Genomic DNA, 18,784 nt, shown 5'->3' on the forward strand with positions numbered 1-18,784 from the left:
GCCCTTGATATTAAAGCACTTACGGAAATGGCGGCATGAAAAACACGCATAAAAAACAAGAAATTGATGGATAGTAGTACACATTGGCATTATCGGCCTCGGCTATGTTGGATTGCCTCTGGTCATTGAATTCTGCAAGGCAGGGTTTCAGGTGACAGGCTTCGACATTGACCCTGAAAAGGTAAAATTACTGAGTCAGGGCAAAAGCTATATCAAACATATTGATAGTTCACGTATCACGGACGCCGGATCGCGTTTCACCCCCACCACGGATTTCTCGAAGTTATCAGCTATGGACTGTATCATCATCTGTGTTCCGACGCCGCTGAACAAATACCGTGAGCCTGATATGTCATATGTCTTTAACACAACAAAGACTATTGCCGGAAATCTTCGCAAGGGACAGCTTATTGTCCTTGAATCCACTACGTATCCAGGGACTACGGATGAGGACATGAGACCCATACTTGAGGAGTCGGGGTTAAAAGCTGGTGAGGATTTTTATCTTGCGTTTTCACCGGAGCGGGAAGATCCGAATAATAAGGGTTTTTCAACAAGGACAATCCCTAAAGTGGTTGGCGGTTATACGGATAATTGTCTTACCGTTGCACAAGCCCTTTATGATTCGGTAGTGGTAAAGACCGTCCCGGTTTCTTCAACAAGAGTTGCGGAGGCCACAAAACTACTTGAGAATATCTATAGATCTGTGAACATAGCGCTGGTGAACGAACTGAAGATGCTCTTTGATAGGATGGGGATTGACGTTTGGGAAGTTATAGAGGCGGCAAAGACAAAACCCTTTGGATTTCAGGCATTTTATCCCGGCCCTGGTCTTGGGGGACATTGCATACCTATCGATCCCTTTTATTTGACCTGGAAGGCGAGGGAATATGAGTTTTCCACCCGGTTTATAGAGCTTGCAGGGGAAATAAATACCAACATGCCCTATTATGTGGTTCAAAAGACTGTTGAGGCGCTTAATGAGAAAGGGAAAAGCATTAAGGGCGCAAAGATTTTAATACTGGGGCTTTCATATAAAAAGGATATAGACGATACCCGTGAATCACCCTCGCTGAAGATCATGGAGCTTCTTGTGGAGAAAAATGCACATGTTGACTATAACGACCCGTATATACCGGTTCTCCCGAAAATGAGGAAATACACATTTAATAATAGCTCCGTTCCTTTACATGCAGAGACGCTTGCTAAATATGATGCCGTTCTTATCGCAACAGAGCACTCGGATTACGACCCTGAATTTATCTTAAAAAATGCAAAACTTATCGTTGATACGAGAAATTTAATTAAGAATCATACGAATCATTCTGATAAGGTAAAAAAGAGCGTAAAAGGGTAGTAAAATTTAGCCACGGATATACTTGGCGCGGCCTTTGGCCGCAACCAAATTCGAAATACGAATATCTAAATACAAAACAATTTCAAATGACAAAAACTCAATACTCCAAACTTTACGTAGGCATCATTTAATTAATGCCTTACGTTTGTGCAGCTTGAAAAACGAGCATAAAAAACAAGAAGTTGATGGATTGTAGTACGAATAAGCACTGATAAAAGATATTGAGTAAAAATAACTTTGGCAGGTGAAAATAATAAAACTTGTATTATTAAAATTGGATTTTGAATATTATTTGAAATTTGTTATTTGAGTTTTGGTATTTCATATTTTGGATATTGCGGGCTGAATTTTGTTTTCTATATTCGAGGTCTGGCCCCCAAATATGTTCCTTTCCCCCTTTTCTGAGTGGAGATGGTGTACGGCTATGGCGGTTATAAAGGAGAATATTGATACATGAGAAAAATATTGGTTACAGGGGCGGCTGGTTTTATTGGTTTTCACTTATCCAAAAGATTAATTGCACTTGGAGAGGATGTAATTGGATTAGATAACCTCAATGATTACTACGACGTAAATCTTAAATATGCCCGTTTGAAACAGCTTGAAGGACATACAAATTTTAAGTTTATAAAAGGGGACATTGCACAGAGAGAAGCAATCACAAAGCTCTTTTCAAACCAGAAATTTGACATCGTTGTAAATCTTGCTGCCCAGGCGGGGGTGAGGTATTCTTTGACAAATCCTTATGCCTACATAGACAGCAATATCAACGGATTTATGAATATCCTCGAAGGATGCAGGCATAATAAAGTGAAACATCTTGTCTATGCCTCTTCAAGTTCTGTTTACGGAGCCAATACAAAAATGCCCTTTTCCGTCCATCACAACGTTGACCATCCCGTTTCCCTTTATGCCGCCACTAAAAAAGCCAATGAACTCATGGCTCATACCTATTCAAGCCTGTATAAGATTCCATGTACTGGGCTCAGATTCTTTACTGTATATGGTCCATGGGGAAGGCCAGACATGGCATTGTTTCTCTTTACAAAGGCAATATTAGAGGGAAGGCCAATAGATGTGTTTAATCATGGAAAGATGCAGAGGGATTTTACCTATATAGAAGACATTATTGAGGGTGTAGTCAGGGTGATGGATAAAACTCCGGAACCAAATCCTGAATGGAATGGCGATAAACCAGATGCTGCTACGAGCTATGCGCCATATAAGCTTTATAACATAGGAAATAATAATCCCGTTGAGCTTATGCATTTTATTGAAGTTCTTGAAGATTATCTTGGTAAAAAGGCGGTAAAAAATCTTTTACCTCTGCAACAAGGCGACGTTCCTGCAACATATGCCGATATTGACGATTTAGTACGAGATGTTGATTTTAAACCGTCTACTCCAATAGAAGAAGGGATTAAGAGGTTTGTGGGGTGGTACAGGGAATATCTTGGCGCGGCCTTTGGCCGCAACCAAATTCGAAATACGAATATCTAAATACAAAACAATTTCAAATGACAAAAACTCAATACTCCAAACTTTACGTAGGCATCATTTAATTAATGCCTTACGTTTGTGCAGCTTGAAAAACGAGCATAAAAAACAAGAAGTTGATGGATTGTAGTACAAAGTATAACTTTATTGACTTACACCAATTAGTAAATACGGAATTTGAAGGTTTAAGGATCTTGAGGCATATTATGTAAGGGCATCTGGAAGGGGTTAGGAAGATGGGAAGAGTCTCTGTTTTCCAAAAAGGGGAATGTCAAGAAACAACAGGTTGTCCGCGAATTGCCTTGAGTACCAAATACTATACTACATATTGATCAATCATATTAATATTAGACAACATATAGTATACATTAAAGATTACGATTGCATTCTCGGACGACCTGACAAGACTTGACCCCATTAATCCCACAATTCCGAAACCCTAAGAAAAAATGGTGTACGCCAGGAGCATTCCCGATTTTTTGTAACCGTTTGTGTGATTGGGGCAAAACAACGCTGCCAGGGGTTAATACTACTGTACGTTTCATTAAAAACATGGCAGAAGTCACAAAAAACCGGGAATGCACCCGGATCAACACCACAAGTGCATGAAAGCTGCAAGGGATGTGGCAAGCCTGTCCCCCGCTGGCGGGGGATTAAGGGGGTGGAATTGTCTGCGGAGCATGGGAAAGAGGGGCAAATTTGCTTTCATAATAAAGGAGTAGTTGAATCGGTGGAGAAATCCAGTCCACCCCCTGCACCCCCGCCAGCGGGGGACATAGTTTGAACAGGAGCATTCCCGATTTTTGGTTAACTAATTGTACATTGTACCACAAGCATCCCTGCTTGTGGTATTTTACCCTCAAGCTGGATGCTTGTGTTACTATTCCCCCTGCTAATGACATTTTTACAAAAAATCGGGAATGCTCCCTGTACGCCTGTGGCGGTTATAAAGGGGAATATTAATATATGAGAAAGATATTGGTTACCGGTGCGGCTGGTTTTATTGGTTTTCATCTTTGTATAAAAATATGAAATGAATAAAAAAAAGGTACTTGATAAAATTCTTTCTGGATTATCGGATAAAAATATAAGATTTGAAGATTTAAGAAAGCTGACTTTATGGAAAAGCTAAAGCATATCAAGTAAAACAGATAAGAAACCTGATACTAAAATATAAACTTAATAAGGAGGTTGATGATGTATAAATATGAAATGATAATATATTGGAGTGACGTAGATAATTTATATATTGTATAAGTTCCTGAGTTACCTGGTTGTATGTCAGATGGTGTATCATATGAAGATGCTATATGGAATGTGAAGATTGCGATTTCAGAATGGATAGAAACGGCAAAGAGCCTTGGTAGAGAAATACCAGAACCAAAAGGAAGACTTATTTATGCGTAGAAATACCCACAGTTAATTTAAAGACGAACCTTATTAATGCTAAAACAGCAACTCAAAACTTATTGTCTAACACTGAACACTGACACAAGCACTGATAGTTGCGCTTATTCGTATCCATTCGTGCCTGCCCTGTGGGGAACCGAAGGTTATCGTACGGGGTTCATCTGTGGTAAGAAAACTATTTGCGCCTTCGTGGCAAAACTTTTTTGCGATGAGTAATTATTAATTATTAAATTGGAATTTTGAAAATTGGATTTTGTGATTTATTTGGGATTTGTTATTTCATATTTTGGATATTATTTGTCACCGTGGACATTTGCTTAACATTTAAGATGAGACCCTCACGTACTTCTACAAATACTTCTAGTGCTTATTGTATCAACAATTAGTGTGCTGACTATCTTTAATGAACAAATTCAGGTTATGTAAACCGTGAAACTATTTATTCAACTCGGCATACTTTCAGCCACCAACATTGGTCTTTCGTTTTTCTTTCAATGGTATGTGCTTACGCAACTGGGGCCTGGTGCTTACACAGATGCCCTGTTTGCCGGCATGGCGATGCCGCAGCTTGTCCTTGCGGTTATCAGTGGTTCACTTATGCATGTACTGGTGCCGCTTCTTTCGGGAGAAAGCGAAGATCGTATTCGGCATGACGCATGGGGATTTCTTGCTCTTATCGGAGGTTTGTTCGGGCTGTTGGCCTTTCTGCTTTATGCGGCAGCCCCGTGGTGGGTACCGCTCACCGTGCCAGGCTTCGATGAAGCGGGGCAGGCATTGACTGTAGAGCTTACCCGCATCCAACTCGTTGGCATGGTCTTTACTGCTATAAATGGTGTGCAATGGGCCGCTTACCATGCACGACAGCAGTTTTTGTGGGCCGAATTTACTCCGATTTTGGCAAGTGTCTTTGCCTTGCTGCTATTGGTTTGGGCGCTTCCCCGTTTCGGTGTGATTGCGGCTGCATGGATAAGCACCCTGCGCATGGGACTGCAAACCTTGCTACTCGCCCCCGGTATGGGTAGCCCGGTTCGTCCAGACTTGAAAAGCCCGGCCATCAGAGAAGCCTGGCGGCGCATCAAACCCCTACTTCTGGGCACGGCTTACTACAAGACGGATCCCTTGGTTGACCGCTTTTTGCTTTCCTCTGCCGGTAGTGGTAGCCTGTCATTATATTACCTCGCTCAACAGATTTATGGTGCTGTCAGCCAAGTTATCAACAAGGCGATCTCGACGCCCTTGGTGCCAGCACTCAGTCGGCTCGACAAGGCGGGGGACAAGGCAGGCTTTCGGAGGATATATCACCGGAAATTGCTGCAAGTGGGTGCGTTCAGCCTCGCCGGTCTATTGATTTTAGGTCTGTTCGGTCAACCCCTACTCGCTCTATTAGCTGGATATGGCAAATTATCCAATCAGAACTTGAAATTGTTATGGTTGATGATGTTATTGATGTCCGGGCAATTCGCAATTGGCAATCTGGGTATGATAATGACATCCATGTTTTATTCACTGGGTGATACTAAATCACCAACAGCAGTAGGTATGGTTGCCTATTCGCTGGGCGTGGTAATAAAGATTCTAATGTTTTATGTTATGGGCGCTCTTGGCTTGGCCATGGGTGTAAGTATTTATTTCTTAATATCGTGGGCTTTGATGACCAAGAAAATTTCTGAGAAAAAATATGTTTAAGAGATTGGTGTGGCGTATACGCACAAAATGGTTTTCGCGCCCGGGACCTTACCGCTTTCTGATGAAAGAAAACCCAGATTTGGCTGGGTTCAATATCGGAGACAAGAGTTATGGAAAACCAAGAATACTATTTCCTGGGAGCGGCGCATCCCTAAGTATAGGGAAATATACCTCTATTGCTGACGACGTTGTTATTATGCTCGGGGGTGAGCATAGGTCTGATTTGGCTACTACATCACCACTAAATCTATATTACAGAGAATGGTTGGCCATTAAAGCTCATCCTATCACTAAAGGTGATGTTATTATTGGAAATGATGTTTGGATTGGACGGGAAGCGTTAATTTTATCAGGGGTTACTATTGGCAATGGTGTTGTGATTGGGGCAAAGGCCCTGGTAACAAAAGATGTTGCGCCTTACTCAATTGTTGGCGGCAACCCAGCTAGACATATTCGATTTCGTTTCCCTGAAGAAATAATTGCCGAGTTAATTGAGATGGCATGGTGGGACTGGCCTGAGGAAATCGTCCGTGAGGCTGTACCCTACTTGTTATCCGAGAATATCCATGCACTGATTGATTATTATCATAGGCGTATTCGGGAAACCCGTATCAAGTCTCCCTCCCGATAGGAGCCTACGGAAAAAACCGCCAGCATGTAATGACAATGACGTATGTATAACCAATGCCACAGCCACATCGTGCTCAATGCAATCAATTGGGGTGCTTGGGTGTGCCCCTTTAAATAATTTGCCTTCGTATTATTAGGATAATGCTGATGCTTGTGAATGAAGACTTCTCAACGAGAAGTAAAATACAGGATATAGGTAGATGGTATGTGACTCGTTTCGTAGAGAGCGTAGCAAAGAGTCTGCCAAAGGGCGCTTCTATATTGGATGCTGGAGCAGGTGAAGGTGTTTACAAAAAACTCTTTTCTCATTGCAACTATAAAGCGATTGATTTAGCCGTGGGGGAGAGCCGTTGGAATTATGCCAATCTTGATTATGTTGCTCCCTTACATGAAATGCCTATCAAGGATGATAGCTTCGATGCGGTGCTGTGTACTCAAGTGCTTGAACATCTTGAATGGCCACAGGAAAGCGTCAAGGAAATGTATCGCGTCCTTAGGCCAAGTGGAAAGCTATATATGACGGTACCGATGGCTCATCCTGAACATCAGACCCCATATGACTTTTTTAGATATACTTCCTATGGGCTTGAATCCATCTGCAAGCACGCTGGATTCCAGGAAATCAAGATCACCAATTTTGGAGGTCTTTGGGTACGTTGGGCATACGAGTTACCGCGGGGTTTGACAATTTTCCCGCCAACAGGGCTTCGCAGCAACAATCCAAACGTCATTGGAATTGCACTTTTCCCTATCAAAATTGTTGCGATAGGAATTATGCGCTTGCTGCAAGTGATGTTCTTGTGGCTTGATAGGTTCGATAAAAAGAAGGATGAACCATTTGGCTGGGCTTGTGAGGCTATAAAATGATTGATTCGACTTGTATAGAGAATGTCTCCTGCCCCTTGGGCTGTCCGAGGAACGACAATATCGTTCTCATTGGGCGCGACCTGCTTCACGACCTTCCCGGTGAATTCGCCGTCGTCAAATGCTTTGAATGCGGCCTAATGCGCACCAACCCCCGTCCAAGTCCAGACAGCATCGGCTTCTATTACCCAGATGACTACGGCCCTTACCTGGGCACACGGGTGCAGCAGGCTAAGCCCAAGCAGGCTTCCAGCATCAAGAAGTTGCTCAGGCCCTTGGTCAAATGGTTTTTCAACTTCAACGTTGCCTCCTTGCCGCCACTAGCCCCTGGTCGACTTCTGGAAGTGGGCTGTGCGTCCGGCGTGTTCCTACACCACATGGCGGGACAAGGCTGGCAAGTGGAGGGCATCGAGTTTTCCGAGAAGGCTGCTCAGGCCGCAGCCCAGCACGGCTACCACGTTCATGCCGGGCCACTGGAAACTGCCCCGAAGCCTGATGAGCCTTTTGACCTTGTCGTGGGCTGGATGGTACTGGAGCACCTCCACGACCCCATCGGCGGCCTTAAGAAACTACGCGAATGGACCAAGCCCGGTGCATGGCTGGTGCTATCCGTGCCAAACTCAGCATCGCTGGAGTTTCGCCTGTTCAAAGAGAAATGGTATGCACTGCAATTGCCCAACCATCTTCATCATTTCACACCCGAAACCCTGGGGCGGGTTCTGCAGGCCGGCGGCTGGACAATGGAGAAGATTCACCACCATCGAGTGTTGAGCAACCTGATCGCCAGCACCGGTTACCTGCTGCGAGGCAAGGGCTATGCCGGGCTGGGGCAAAAACTTATCAGCTTTCCAGAACGGGCTGGCAGGTGGTCATATGCGCTATATCCGCTGGCTTGGTTTTTAAGTGTATTTGGTCAGACCGGACGCATGACTATCTGGGCGAGGGTTAATCCATGATTCGTGTCGCCGCGCTAACTCAAGGCCGTTTTATCCCGGGGGCAAGATTTAGAGTTCGTCAAAATATCCAGAAATTGCAAAAGCTCGGGATAAATGTTTCAGAATATTTTCCAGAAATCAATGTCTATAAAGGAGTGCCGTTCGATATCGGTCAATGGCCGAGATTCGCACGCTTCCCGATAGTTGCAACCTGGCAAGGGATGAAGATTGCTATGAGAACCCCCGCCGTATATCAGACTAGATGGCATCATGCTACATGGCTGCAAAGGGAGTTGCTGCCTGGGTATTTAACGCTGGAACGAATGCTTGGCTCACCGTTGGTCTTTGATGTTGATGATGCCATATGGTTGACCCGTGCAGGGGCTGCGGCCCGAAGCACCTCAAGAATTGCTGCTCATGCAAGCGCGGTGCTTGCAGGAAACCAGTACATTGCCGATTGGTTTTCCTCGTTCAATAAGAATGTGATCATAGTGCCTACAGCGGTTGATGTTGAAAGGTTCTTTCCCATAGAATCGATAGATGAAGGCGAGTTCGTAATCGGATGGATTGGAACCAGGGGTAATCTGCCTTATCTTGAGGGTATTTCTTTTGTATTAAGCGCTTTTTTCAAGCGGGTTGATAATGCGGTGCTTCTTGTTGTTTCTGACGGTTACCCGATACTTACGGAAGTGCTACAAAATCGCATTCGGTACATCCCTTGGTCAGAAGCCGGTGAAGTTGACGCTATCCAAAAGATGGATGTCGGCATTATGCCTATGCCAGATAATGAATGGACCCGTGGTAAGTGTAGTTTCAAGATGCTTCAGTACATGGCGTGTGGAATTCCTGTCGTTGTTTCCCCTGTAGGCATGAACGCCGAGGTTCTCGGAAAAGGTAATGTGGGGTTTGGCGTCACATCACAGGACGACTGGTTCGATTCCCTTGTGTATTTGCACGAGAATCGAATGGCCGGGCGCGAAATGGGAATGCGGGGCCGCGATGTTGTGATAAATAACTTTAGCACAGAGGTCGTTGCAAAAAGACTTTCTGAAGTATTTAGTGTCTTTGGATAAACAAGGAGACTCCTATTATTCATCCACTCTATAAGCAGCGACGGTGCCGAACGGGTAATGTCTATTATGACCAACTATTGGTCAGGGCGATGTTGGCAAATTACCCTGGTTATGCTTAATTCTACTACTTCGGGTTTTACATCTTGTCCTGGTGCAAAAAAAAGTTATGGATTCATTTTTCTCTGATAAACCCGAAAAAGTTGTTTGCCTATCGATTGGACAAGGGCTTGTAATGAAAGGATACCAATGAACCAGGATGTGATTTGGGATTACTATCAAAATGAAGCGCCAGAAAGTTTCTCTGGTAGCATAGCGTGTCTAACTTTTTTGGCAAAGAAAGTGAAGCCTAAAAAAAGGGTGTTAAACATTGGTATTTGAGCTGGAATTTTTGAGCAGGCAGCGATAAGTCTGGGGCTTGATGTATACTCCCTGGATCCAAGCGAAAAATCAGTTGTACTTCTTCGTCAACGTTTTTGGAATGGGTGAAAAGGCCAAGGTTGGCTATAGCCAGGAAACTCCCTTCAACAATCTGCTTTTTGACGCTGTGGTAATATCTGAAGTAATTGAGCATCTTACTGATGAAGCAATTGAAAACACCTTAAGTGAAATATCACGCATTTTAATGCCTGGTGGTCAGATCATAGGAACGGTTCCTGCACGTGAAAAAATAAGTGAACAACGGGCGGTTTGTCCTAACTGCGCGAAGCACTTCCACCGGTGGGGGCATATTCAAACTTTTGACTCAAATAGAATACAACCTAAATCCTGCAAACAAGGCAAAGCCTTGTTGCAGGAATAGGATTGAAATGGTAGGATTTCCAAGGTATTCGGCGGTATATTGATAACAAAAAACACCTGAAAGGAGATTCACCATTTCGATGAAGAATATAGCAAAAAAATACAGCAAAAGACAACCGAAAATCAAGGCAGAGATGAGCGGGAAAGGCTTAACGGTACATGCAGGGCTTTTACCGGTATTGAATTTTATGGGTAAGCTGATGTTCCGGGAGAGAGTCCATGAAGCGGTCCATAAGGATCGTGGAGCAAATGCCCGGTATCAGTTTGTCGATGCGGTACAAATGGTAGTGATAGGGTTGATAGCAGGGGCGACATCGATGGTAGAGGTGATGAAGGTGTGTACAGATGAGGTATTGAAGAAGATGTCCGGGTGGAAAGAGGTACCTGTAGATACTACGATAGGACGTATTATGAAGCTGGCGAGTCAGGGAGATATAGTGGAACTGACGGGGGTGATCCACCGGTTTAGGGGAAAGATATGGAAGCGTGCGGTGAGATCAGGCCATAAACTCAGGAGTGCTCTTTGCGAAGTATGGATAGATGTTGATTCTACCGTAGATGGTGTATATGGGAAACAGGAGGGTGCAGAGGTAGGATATAATCCGCACAAGAAGGGGCAGAAGGCGTATCATCCCTTAATGGCATTTATTGCAGAAACAAAGGAGGTATTACATAGTTGGTTCCGCTGTGGAAGCGCCTACACGAGTAACGGAGTAGTAGAGTTCATGAAGGAATGTATGGCGTACATGAATAAGGGGGTAAGGGTGGTATTTCGGGGAGACAGCGGTTTTTTTACCGGAGAATTACTTGAATACCTTGAGTCAATATTGGCGGGATATCTGATTAAGGTAAAGCTGAAGAATCTGGAAGGATTGCTTGAAGGGCAGAAATGGAATGAGGTGAAAGGGGAGCCAGGATGGGAACAGGCTGAATTTTGGTATCGATGTGCAGGGTGGGATCGTGCGAGACGTTTTGTGGCAGTGCGGCAATTGGTCAAAAGAGAAAAGAAATTAGTAGAAGTGTCCGTGTATGAGTATTTTTGTTACGTTACAACGGAGCGGTTAAGTCCGATGGAAGCGCATCGTTGTTATGGAAAGAGGGCTACCTGCGAGACTTTGATAGAAGAGAGTAAAGGACAGATGAATGCGGGGCACATACGTACGGGTGAATTTTTGGCCAATGCTGCGCTATTTCAGTGTGCGGTGTTAGCGTATAATCTTTTGAAGTGGATGGGATTGCTCAGTGGTGGAGTGATACAAAAGTGGGAAGTAAAGACGATGAGACTGTGGTTAATCCGTGTGGCAGGGAAACTGGTGGAGAGAAGCCGGCAGATGACATTAAAATTGCCGGAGAAATTTCTCCATCAGGAGGAATGGGAAAAGTGGGAACGCATGTCACTGGATGTAGTTTTTCAGTAGAAAACCGACGTTGTATTTCGTTTTTTTAGTCTTTTGAGAGTGGTAAGTATACCGCAGATGGAGACAGTACATCCCTATCTTGATTTTCATTGCATCAGAGAGCACGTTTCCGACAATTTCCCATGTCTTTTTGTTTAAAGTAGTACAATAGCGCTACCACAATTGCTAAAAAACGGATATCTGTTATCGCTTTTTGCCAATCTTGGTAGTGGAAAATACTGATTTTCGCATTGCGAAAATCGTTTGCAGGATTTAGGTACAAACACTTCTTGCCAAATATTTTAAAGTAGAAGAGGTGTTTGAGCGGCCTTTTATTACTTGGTCAACGCTTAACTGGAAGGGGAAGGCCCAGCCCAGGTTCTTTTCAAGATACTTCTTTGTTTTATGGGCATTCATGGTAGCAACGAAAATATAGTATCTATAGCTAACAAACCATGCGTATAACCCTTGTTATTTCTTCTTTATCTTCCGGCGGTGCAGAGCGTGTTATATCAACAATGGCTAATTATTGGCCCAAAAAAATTGGGAGATTTCACTCATTACGCTTGATTCTACTGCCTCTGATTTTTACAAACTTCGCCTTGATGTAAAACGTGTTGCACTGGGGCGGATGGGTGAATCTAGCAATCCGTTTGCAGCTATAAGGAATAATATAATTCGTCTTATAAAAATTACGTCGTGCAATAAAATCGTCAAAGCCTGATATTGTGATTAGTTTTGTGGACAGGATGAATATAATGACCTTGTTGGCGACCCGTGGACTGGGTTTGAAGGTTATTATTTCAGAGAGGATAGACCCCGCTTACCATGATTGTGGGCGTACCTGGTCTTTGCTACGCAATGCAACCTATCCATGGGCAGATGCAATTGTTGTTCAGTCTAACAAGGCAAGACAATGGATAGAAGAAATTGTTAAAAAGGGGACTACGTTTGTAATACCTAACCCAATTAGTAACGTAAATGAAAAAACAAATCTCGAACAATCAGATACTGCTTTTGGGGGAAATGCGAAGTCTAAGCAAATCATAGTTGCAATGGGCAGGTTAACTGCGCAAAAGGGTTTTGACTTGCTTTTACATGCCTTTGCCAGGATAGCACAGTCCCATCACAATTGGCATCTTTTTATTTTTGGTGACGGGAAAGATCGGGATACCTTGATACAACTTGCCAATGAGTTGGGGATTGCAGGGCTTGTTTCTTTGCCTGGACGAGTAAATAATCCTATGCAGCTTTTACGTCAAGCGAATATGTTTGTTTTATCTTCCCGTTACGAGGGGTTTCCTAATGCCTTACTTGAGGCCATGGCCTGTGGACTACCCGTAGTAAGTTTTGCTTGTCCTTCCGGGCCTCGGGAAATTATCCGTGATGGTATAGATGGTTTGTTAGTACCACCGGAAGATGTAAATGCAATGGCAGCAGCCATGGGTCAATTGATGACGGATGAGGCATTGTATAAACGTCTGGCATCGAGGGCGCCAGAAGTTCTTGAGAGATTCGGAATGGAAAAGATCATGGGCATGTGGGAAGAGTTATTGGCTGGTTGTGTAAAAGGAGAATAGAAGGTATGGATGATCACTCGATGGAAATAAAAAAGGGGGAACGTTTTGAGTTTGGCAAGAACTGGCGGCATTTTTTTGCTTGCATAAATGAAGATAGAATTCTCGAAGCGAAAAGATCATTAAAAATTATGTTGAATGTTGAAGATTTGGAAGGAAAATCATTCCTGGATATTGGTTCAGGTAGTGGATTATTCAGTCTGGCAGCACGGCGTTTGGGTGCTCATGTTCATTCTTTTGATTATGATCCGCAATCTGTAGCCTGTACTCATGAGCTGAAACGGCGTTATTTCCCTAATGATAGCAACTGGACAATTGGAGAAGGTTCTGCTTTAGACACAAATTATTTGAGTTCATTGGGAACATTCGACGTCGTTTATTCATGGGGTGTTTTACACCATACTGGCGCAATGTGGGAAGCACTGGGCAATGTGGCATCGCTGGTTACTGGGGGGAATTGTTCATTGCGATTTATAACGACCAGGGCGGATGGAGTCGGCGGTGGCGAATGCTGAAGCGAATATACAATGCGCTGCCTCGTCCCCTCAAATTGCCATATGCCATTCTGATCATGGGGCCGCGCGAACTGAAGTTCTTGACCCTGGCCATCTTGAAATGTAAGCCGTGGGTTTATTTTGACAATGTTACTCGCTACTCGGAACGCAGTTTAAGGGGCATGAGCTACTGGCACGATATGATCGATTGGATTGGTGGGTACCCGTTTGAGGTGGCAAAGCCTGAAGAAATTTTTAATTTCTATCGAGATAGGGGGTTTCGTCTGGATCAACTGCAAACCGGCGCCGGTGGATTGGGATGCAATCAGTTTGTGTTCACTCGTGTACAGAGAAAGGGAGAATGGATTGATGGTTGATGTACATGGTTCAGAAGTTTAGAATGGCAAGAGATTTGAATTTGGCGCAAACTGGGCGCGGTTTCTGGAGGTGTTGAACAACGAGCGCATTGCACGAAAAATCGATGTGCGATTGGCCAAAGTGATCGGTAACTTGGGGAGTGGTAAATCGGAGACCCACAACCACGGGTGGGGGTACTCCATTTTTAATTCAGAAAATCATGTGTCAATATCAATTCATCTTTTTGGAATAGCTATGTTTAAAAAGCCTACAAATTATCATCAAAGTGCTAACCCCGGTCCATCACGTCTGGATTTATTTGGTTTGAGGCAAACAACATGGCTGGCGATGGTCTTTTTTGTCGGCGTATCTTTGATTCTGGCGAGGCGTACACTTTATACAGCCCCTGATGATCTAAGTTACATCAAATATTTTGAAGGAACAAATTTTACGATTTTGACGGACTGGTGGTCCTATGTGCTGGAGGAGCCTTTGTGGTCAACATATGCCTCGTTTATGGGGGAGATTTTCGGTGCTGAAACCTCGTTAAGGATCACTATTTTTTTTAGTTCGCTCATGTTTCTTGTCGCAAACAACAAATTGACGCGAGGGGCATGGATATTCATTCTTTTTGCCTTTGTCATAGATTCCACGCTATCTACGCAGATGTATTACAACCAGATAAGGCAAGGATTTGCTTTGTCGGTTTTTTTAATGATGGTTGCAGGAGGCTTAAGTCCTTTTTTAGGGGCTGTAGTGGCTTCAACAATTCACACCTCCTTTATTTTCGTTATTCCGTGTGCTATTGCAGCCGTTGTTGCCAGGAGGTCAAATATTCGCTTGATTGCTATCCTTCTTGCTGTCGGGCTATATGTTTTTTATCTTAACCGTATAATGGGTAGCATTGATTTTGGGCGAAGATCGGAATCTTATGAATTAAAAGGAAAGGTCAATGTTTTTTTCTATGCAGCTACTGTTTTGCAGAATGGGTTGATTTTTTTTTCTTTTAAAAAATAAAAGTTCCGATGATCAACAAGAGTTTTGGTTTCGGTTTTCCTTGATTTTTGCACATTTGCAATATGTATGACCCTCATTCATGCGGCAGCAGGGCGGCTGATGTACATTGCAAATGCTCTTGTAGCGATTCTCCTTGGGTTGAACTTAAAAAGAGAGCGGGGGAAAATTACTGCCATAGTATGGTTTCTATTGTTGTTCGCGCTCCTAATAAACGAAGGCAGGAAAGGTGGCTTTGGTTCGGATACATGGTTTGGTCGATGGTAACCTTATTCTGAGATAACGATGAAGATTACGTTCATTATCACCGGCCTTTCTACTGGTGGCGCAGAAACAATGCTGCTGAAAGTTCTTGAGCGGCTGGGGCCTGGGTTCTCGCCCCACGTCATTTCGCTCACCAATATTGGGGAAGTCGGCCATCTTTATTCCTTATTTTGTTTTCGGTAGTGTAGCTGTAAATATTTTAAATGGCAAAAATCCGCTGTTAAGGTATACCACGAGTAAAAAAATGGGTATGTCTAATACGCAGATTGGTTAGGCGGTTATCCGTTTGAAGTAGCAAAGCCAGAAGAGATTTTTAGCTTTTACCGGGAAAGAGGGTTTGTTTTGGAAAAGTTAAAGACTTGTGCAGGTGGAAAAGCATGTAATGAATTTGTGTTTACCCGGATGTAATCGAGGTTGTAATGAATAACTACGAGTTTTTTGCATATTATATTTGTAAATTGGCGGCCGGAATGTCTGCCTCAATAACTGTACTCGATTATGGTTGTGGGGCTGGCCAGATTGTAACGGCGTTAAGAAATAAGGGGATTGACGCCAGGGGGTGCGATGTTTTTATTCGGGGGGGATTATTCAAGTCGCGTTCAACCCGAGTTGCTTGGGGGGTAATCAAGCACATGGAGCATGGAGTAATTCCATTTCCGGATGAGAGTTTTGATTATGTAGTCAATAATCAGGTTATGGAGCATGTTGAGGATATTGACAGTGTACTTACTGAAATTTATCGCGTGCTAAAGCCTGGCGGCCAGGTTCTGAGCATGTTTCCTGACAAGAGTTGCTGTAGAGAAGGTCATTGCGGAATACCTTTCCTGCATTGGTTTCCCAAAAGTTCAAAGGGCAGGATTTACTACGCGGCATTCCTGAGAGCGCTTGGAATGGGTTATTTCAAAGGTGATAAATCCATACTGCAATGGAGTCGGGATTTTTGTCAATGGTTAGACCGGTGGACCTGGTACAGAAGTTACCGTGAGATTTGCACTGTATTCGATAAACGTTTCGTGCGCTTGACACATATCGAAGAACAATGGCTGCAAATTCGATACGGTCGGTGGGCGATGATAATTGGTTGGTTGCCAAGACAGATTCGTCGTTGGGTTTTGAGGAAACTGGCTGGGATGGTCTTTATCAGCATTAAGGCAATATAGATATACTGAGAAGGTTCATCAATTGTGATTTTATTTTGAAATTCCTAACGATGAATTTATTACTATTCAATTAAAGCGCTATGAATCCCGTAGGGATGAAATGATTATAGACGATTGCAAAAAAAACCGACGATAAACCCCTAATGGGCGACATGATCGTTTTTCCGTGAAATGCCCGGCGTGTCCATTATGTCATCCCCTTGGGATTGGGTGTTGCTTCCTGTTTTTTCGTCTATAATCTTTTAGTACAAAGAGAAAATTCGATTACCTTGCTAACAACCATAGTAGGAATAATGTAAATAGCACGAATAGGCGTCTCGTAGTAAAGCATTGAAGTTCCACGTGATTTAGTTATGTTGGATTTTATGGTAAGAGGGAAATATAAGTGAATTCCCAGGGGTGCCAGAAGTTCTTGAACGATTCAAAATGGCAAAGAACATGGATATGTGGGAAAGTTTGTTAGCTGGTTGTGTAAAAGGAGAATAGAAGGTATGGATGATCACTCGATGGAAATAAAAAAGGGGGAACGTTTTGAGTTTGGCAGAGTTGGGTTTTTGAAAAGTTTAAAGTAGAAGAGGTGTTTGAGCGGCCTTTTATTACTTGGTCAACGCTTAACTGGAAGGGGAAGGCCCAGGCCCAGGTTCTTTTCAAGATACTTCTTTGTTTTATGGGCATTCATGGTAGCAACGAAAATATAGTATCTATAGCTAACAAACCATGCGTATAACCCTTGTTATTTCTTCTTTATCTTCCGGCGGTGCAGAGCGTGTTATATCAACAATGGCTAATTATTGGGCCCAAAAAAATTGGGAGATTTCACTCATTACGCTTGATTCTACTGCCTCTGATTTTTACAAACTTCGCCTTGATGTAAAACGTGTTGCACTGGGGCGGATGGGTGAATCTAGCAATCCGTTTGCAGCTATAAGGAATAATATAATTCGTCTTATAAAATTACGTCGTGCAATAAAATCGTCAAAGCCTGATATTGTGATTAGTTTTGTGGACAGGATGAATATAATGACCTTGTTGGCGACCCGTGGACTGGGTTTGAAGGTTATTATTGGGACATTCGACGTCGTTTATTCATGTTTTCGTCTAGGGTAATCTTTAGTACAAAGAAAATTCAAATTTTAACAACCAGCAGTAGAATAATGTAAATATCCGACCGACGTCGTAGTAGGCATTGAAGTTCCGGCATTTTTATTGTTCAGGGATGATTAGCGGCGATGTTTGGTGAAATATAAGTAGATTCCCAGAGTGTGTCTTGGTAGTGGAAAATACTGATTTTCGCACGAAAATCGTTTCGATTTAAGTACAAACACTTCTTGCCAAATATTTTAAAATGAAGGGTGTTTGAGCGGCCTTTTATTACTTGGTCAGCAGCAAACTGGAAAAGGAAGGCCAAGGCCAAGGTTCTTTTCAAGATACTTCTTTGTTTTATGGGCATTCCTTGGTATGAGTTGAAAATATAGTATCTATAGCTAACAAACCATGCCGTATAACCCTTGTTATTTCTTTTTTATCTTCCGGCGGTGCAGAGCGTGTTATATCAACAATGGCTAATTATTGGGCTCAAAAAAATTAGGAGATTTCACTCGTTACGCTGATTCTACTGCCTCTGGGGTTTTTACAACTTCGCCTTGATGTAAAACGTGTTGCACTGGGGCGGATGGGTGAATCTTTAGCAATCCGTTTGCAGCTATAGGAATAATATAATTCGTCTTATAAAATTACGTCGTGCAATAAAATCGTCAAACCTTGATATTGTGATTAGTTTTGTGATGCAGGATGAATATAATGACCTTGTTGGCGACCCGTGGACTGGGTTTGAAGGTTATTATTTCAGAGAGGATAGACCCCGCTTACCATGATTGTGGGCGTACCTGGTCTTTACTACGCAATGCAACCTATCCATGGGCAGATGCAATTGTTGTTCAGTCTAACAAGGCAAGACAATGGATAGAAGAAATTGTTAAAAAAAGGGACTACGTTTGTAATACCTAACCCAATTAGTAACGTAAATGAAAAAACAAATCTCGAACAATCAGATACTGCTTTTGGGGGGGAAATGCGAAGTCTAAGCAAATCATAGTGGCAATGGGCAGGTTAACTGCGCAAAAGGGTTTTGACTTGCTTTTACATGCCTTTGCCAGGATAGCACAGTCCCATCACAACTGGCATCTTTTTATTTTTGGTGACGGGGAAAGATCGGGATACCTTGATACAACTTGCCAATGAGTTGGGGATTGCAGGGCTTGTTTCTTTGCC

The 18,784-nt window shown here is 43.1% G+C and carries 18 protein-coding genes and 1 pseudogene; all 19 read left to right on the forward strand.

The window, feature by feature from the left end:
- Positions 1-91: 91 nt before the first annotated feature.
- The 19 genes and pseudogenes from M5U24_RS06595 to M5U24_RS06685 all read left to right on the forward strand — a co-directional run bounded on the left by M5U24_RS06595 (position 92) and on the right by M5U24_RS06685 (position 18,520).
- Positions 92-1,357, forward strand: coding sequence for a nucleotide sugar dehydrogenase (locus M5U24_RS06595; RefSeq protein WP_298202131.1), 1,266 nt, complete (start codon positions 92-94; stop codon positions 1,355-1,357).
- A 453-nt stretch (positions 1,358-1,810) separates the two neighbouring features.
- Entirely contained in the window at positions 1,811-2,857 is a 1,047-nt protein-coding gene (locus tag M5U24_RS06600; protein ID WP_099324260.1) for an NAD-dependent epimerase, read from the forward strand.
- Between the two features lie 1,266 nt (positions 2,858-4,123).
- A pseudogene (locus tag M5U24_RS06605) lies at positions 4,124-4,261 on the forward strand (type II toxin-antitoxin system HicB family antitoxin); the annotation flags it as partial.
- A 432-nt stretch (positions 4,262-4,693) separates the two neighbouring features.
- Positions 4,694-5,950 carry a lipid II flippase MurJ gene (locus tag M5U24_RS06610; protein WP_099324258.1) on the forward strand — a complete coding sequence of 419 codons (1,257 nt, stop codon included), beginning with the start codon at positions 4,694-4,696 and terminating at the stop codon, positions 5,948-5,950.
- A gap of 79 nt (positions 5,951-6,029) precedes the next feature.
- Positions 6,030-6,581: a CatB-related O-acetyltransferase gene (locus tag M5U24_RS06615; protein WP_298201918.1), complete on the forward strand. Its 552-nt coding sequence runs from the start codon at positions 6,030-6,032 to the stop codon at positions 6,579-6,581.
- Between the two features lie 146 nt (positions 6,582-6,727).
- On the forward strand, positions 6,728-7,447 hold the full coding sequence (locus M5U24_RS06620) for a class I SAM-dependent methyltransferase (protein ID WP_099324257.1): 720 nt from the start codon (positions 6,728-6,730) through the stop codon (positions 7,445-7,447).
- Positions 7,444-8,400: a class I SAM-dependent methyltransferase gene (locus M5U24_RS06625; RefSeq protein WP_099324256.1), complete on the forward strand. Its 957-nt coding sequence runs from the start codon at positions 7,444-7,446 to the stop codon at positions 8,398-8,400. Before M5U24_RS06620 ends, M5U24_RS06625 begins: the two co-directional genes overlap by 4 nt.
- Entirely contained in the window at positions 8,397-9,452 is a 1,056-nt protein-coding gene (locus tag M5U24_RS06630; RefSeq protein WP_099324255.1) for a glycosyltransferase, read from the forward strand. The genes M5U24_RS06625 and M5U24_RS06630 overlap by 4 nt, the downstream gene beginning before the upstream one ends.
- A 418-nt stretch (positions 9,453-9,870) precedes the next feature.
- Positions 9,871-10,251: a class I SAM-dependent methyltransferase gene (locus tag M5U24_RS06635; RefSeq protein ID WP_099324253.1), complete on the forward strand. Its 381-nt coding sequence runs from the start codon at positions 9,871-9,873 to the stop codon at positions 10,249-10,251.
- A 79-nt stretch (positions 10,252-10,330) separates the two neighbouring features.
- Entirely contained in the window at positions 10,331-11,668 is a 1,338-nt protein-coding gene (locus M5U24_RS06640) for an IS1380-like element ISCku8 family transposase (protein WP_099323988.1), read from the forward strand.
- A 737-nt stretch (positions 11,669-12,405) separates the two neighbouring features.
- Positions 12,406-13,227, forward strand: a complete 822-nt coding sequence (locus M5U24_RS06645) for a glycosyltransferase family 4 protein (RefSeq protein WP_298201920.1) — start codon at positions 12,406-12,408, stop codon at positions 13,225-13,227.
- A gap of 5 nt (positions 13,228-13,232) precedes the next feature.
- Complete coding sequence (locus tag M5U24_RS06650; RefSeq protein WP_298201922.1) at positions 13,233-13,739, forward strand: class I SAM-dependent methyltransferase; 507 nt, start codon at positions 13,233-13,235, stop codon at positions 13,737-13,739.
- The gene (locus M5U24_RS06655; protein WP_197705334.1) at positions 13,733-14,095 is read left to right on the forward strand and encodes a hypothetical protein; all 363 of its coding nucleotides are present in this window, start codon (positions 13,733-13,735) and stop codon (positions 14,093-14,095) included. The genes M5U24_RS06650 and M5U24_RS06655 overlap by 7 nt, the downstream gene beginning before the upstream one ends.
- Before the next feature lie 73 nt (positions 14,096-14,168).
- Complete coding sequence (locus tag M5U24_RS06660; RefSeq protein ID WP_298201924.1) at positions 14,169-15,092, forward strand: hypothetical protein; 924 nt, start codon at positions 14,169-14,171, stop codon at positions 15,090-15,092.
- A gap of 99 nt (positions 15,093-15,191) precedes the next feature.
- Complete coding sequence (locus M5U24_RS06665; RefSeq protein ID WP_298201926.1) at positions 15,192-15,356, forward strand: hypothetical protein; 165 nt, start codon at positions 15,192-15,194, stop codon at positions 15,354-15,356.
- An 18-nt stretch (positions 15,357-15,374) separates the two neighbouring features.
- Positions 15,375-15,536 carry a hypothetical protein gene (locus M5U24_RS06670; RefSeq protein ID WP_197705333.1) on the forward strand — a complete coding sequence of 54 codons (162 nt, stop codon included), beginning with the start codon at positions 15,375-15,377 and terminating at the stop codon, positions 15,534-15,536.
- 287 nt (positions 15,537-15,823) lie between these two features.
- A complete protein-coding gene (locus M5U24_RS06675; protein WP_338140594.1) occupies positions 15,824-16,513 on the forward strand; it encodes a class I SAM-dependent methyltransferase in 690 nt (229 codons plus the stop codon).
- Between the two features lie 717 nt (positions 16,514-17,230).
- On the forward strand, positions 17,231-17,620 hold the full coding sequence (locus M5U24_RS06680; protein WP_298201929.1) for a glycosyltransferase: 390 nt from the start codon (positions 17,231-17,233) through the stop codon (positions 17,618-17,620).
- Positions 17,621-18,313: 693 nt separating this feature from the next.
- Positions 18,314-18,520, forward strand: a complete 207-nt coding sequence (locus M5U24_RS06685) for a hypothetical protein (RefSeq protein ID WP_298201931.1) — start codon at positions 18,314-18,316, stop codon at positions 18,518-18,520.
- Positions 18,521-18,784 lie beyond the last annotated feature (264 nt).

This window comes from Candidatus Kuenenia sp. (genome assembly GCF_027493735.1).
GTDB classification, from domain to species: domain Bacteria; phylum Planctomycetota; class Brocadiia; order Brocadiales; family Brocadiaceae; genus Kuenenia; species Kuenenia stuttgartiensis_A.

Coding starts and splice junctions, on each gene's coding strand:
- M5U24_RS06600 (WP_099324260.1), top strand. CDS start 1,811: ATGAGAAAAATATTGGTTACAGGGGCGGCTGGTTTTATTGGTTTTCAC.
- M5U24_RS06620 (WP_099324257.1), top strand. CDS start 6,728: ATGCTTGTGAATGAAGACTTCTCAACGAGAAGTAAAATACAGGATATA.
- M5U24_RS06625 (WP_099324256.1), top strand. CDS start 7,444: ATGATTGATTCGACTTGTATAGAGAATGTCTCCTGCCCCTTGGGCTGT.
- M5U24_RS06630 (WP_099324255.1), top strand. CDS start 8,397: ATGATTCGTGTCGCCGCGCTAACTCAAGGCCGTTTTATCCCGGGGGCA.
- M5U24_RS06635 (WP_099324253.1), top strand. CDS start 9,871: ATGTATACTCCCTGGATCCAAGCGAAAAATCAGTTGTACTTCTTCGTC.
- M5U24_RS06640 (WP_099323988.1), top strand. CDS start 10,331: ATGAAGAATATAGCAAAAAAATACAGCAAAAGACAACCGAAAATCAAG.
- M5U24_RS06645 (WP_298201920.1), top strand. CDS start 12,406: ATGACCTTGTTGGCGACCCGTGGACTGGGTTTGAAGGTTATTATTTCA.
- M5U24_RS06650 (WP_298201922.1), top strand. CDS start 13,233: ATGGATGATCACTCGATGGAAATAAAAAAGGGGGAACGTTTTGAGTTT.
- M5U24_RS06655 (WP_197705334.1), top strand. CDS start 13,733: ATGCTGAAGCGAATATACAATGCGCTGCCTCGTCCCCTCAAATTGCCA.
- M5U24_RS06665 (WP_298201926.1), top strand. CDS start 15,192: ATGTACATTGCAAATGCTCTTGTAGCGATTCTCCTTGGGTTGAACTTA.
- M5U24_RS06670 (WP_197705333.1), top strand. CDS start 15,375: ATGAAGATTACGTTCATTATCACCGGCCTTTCTACTGGTGGCGCAGAA.
- M5U24_RS06675 (WP_338140594.1), top strand. CDS start 15,824: ATGTCTGCCTCAATAACTGTACTCGATTATGGTTGTGGGGCTGGCCAG.
- M5U24_RS06680 (WP_298201929.1), top strand. CDS start 17,231: ATGCGTATAACCCTTGTTATTTCTTCTTTATCTTCCGGCGGTGCAGAG.
- M5U24_RS06685 (WP_298201931.1), top strand. CDS start 18,314: ATGACCTTGTTGGCGACCCGTGGACTGGGTTTGAAGGTTATTATTTCA.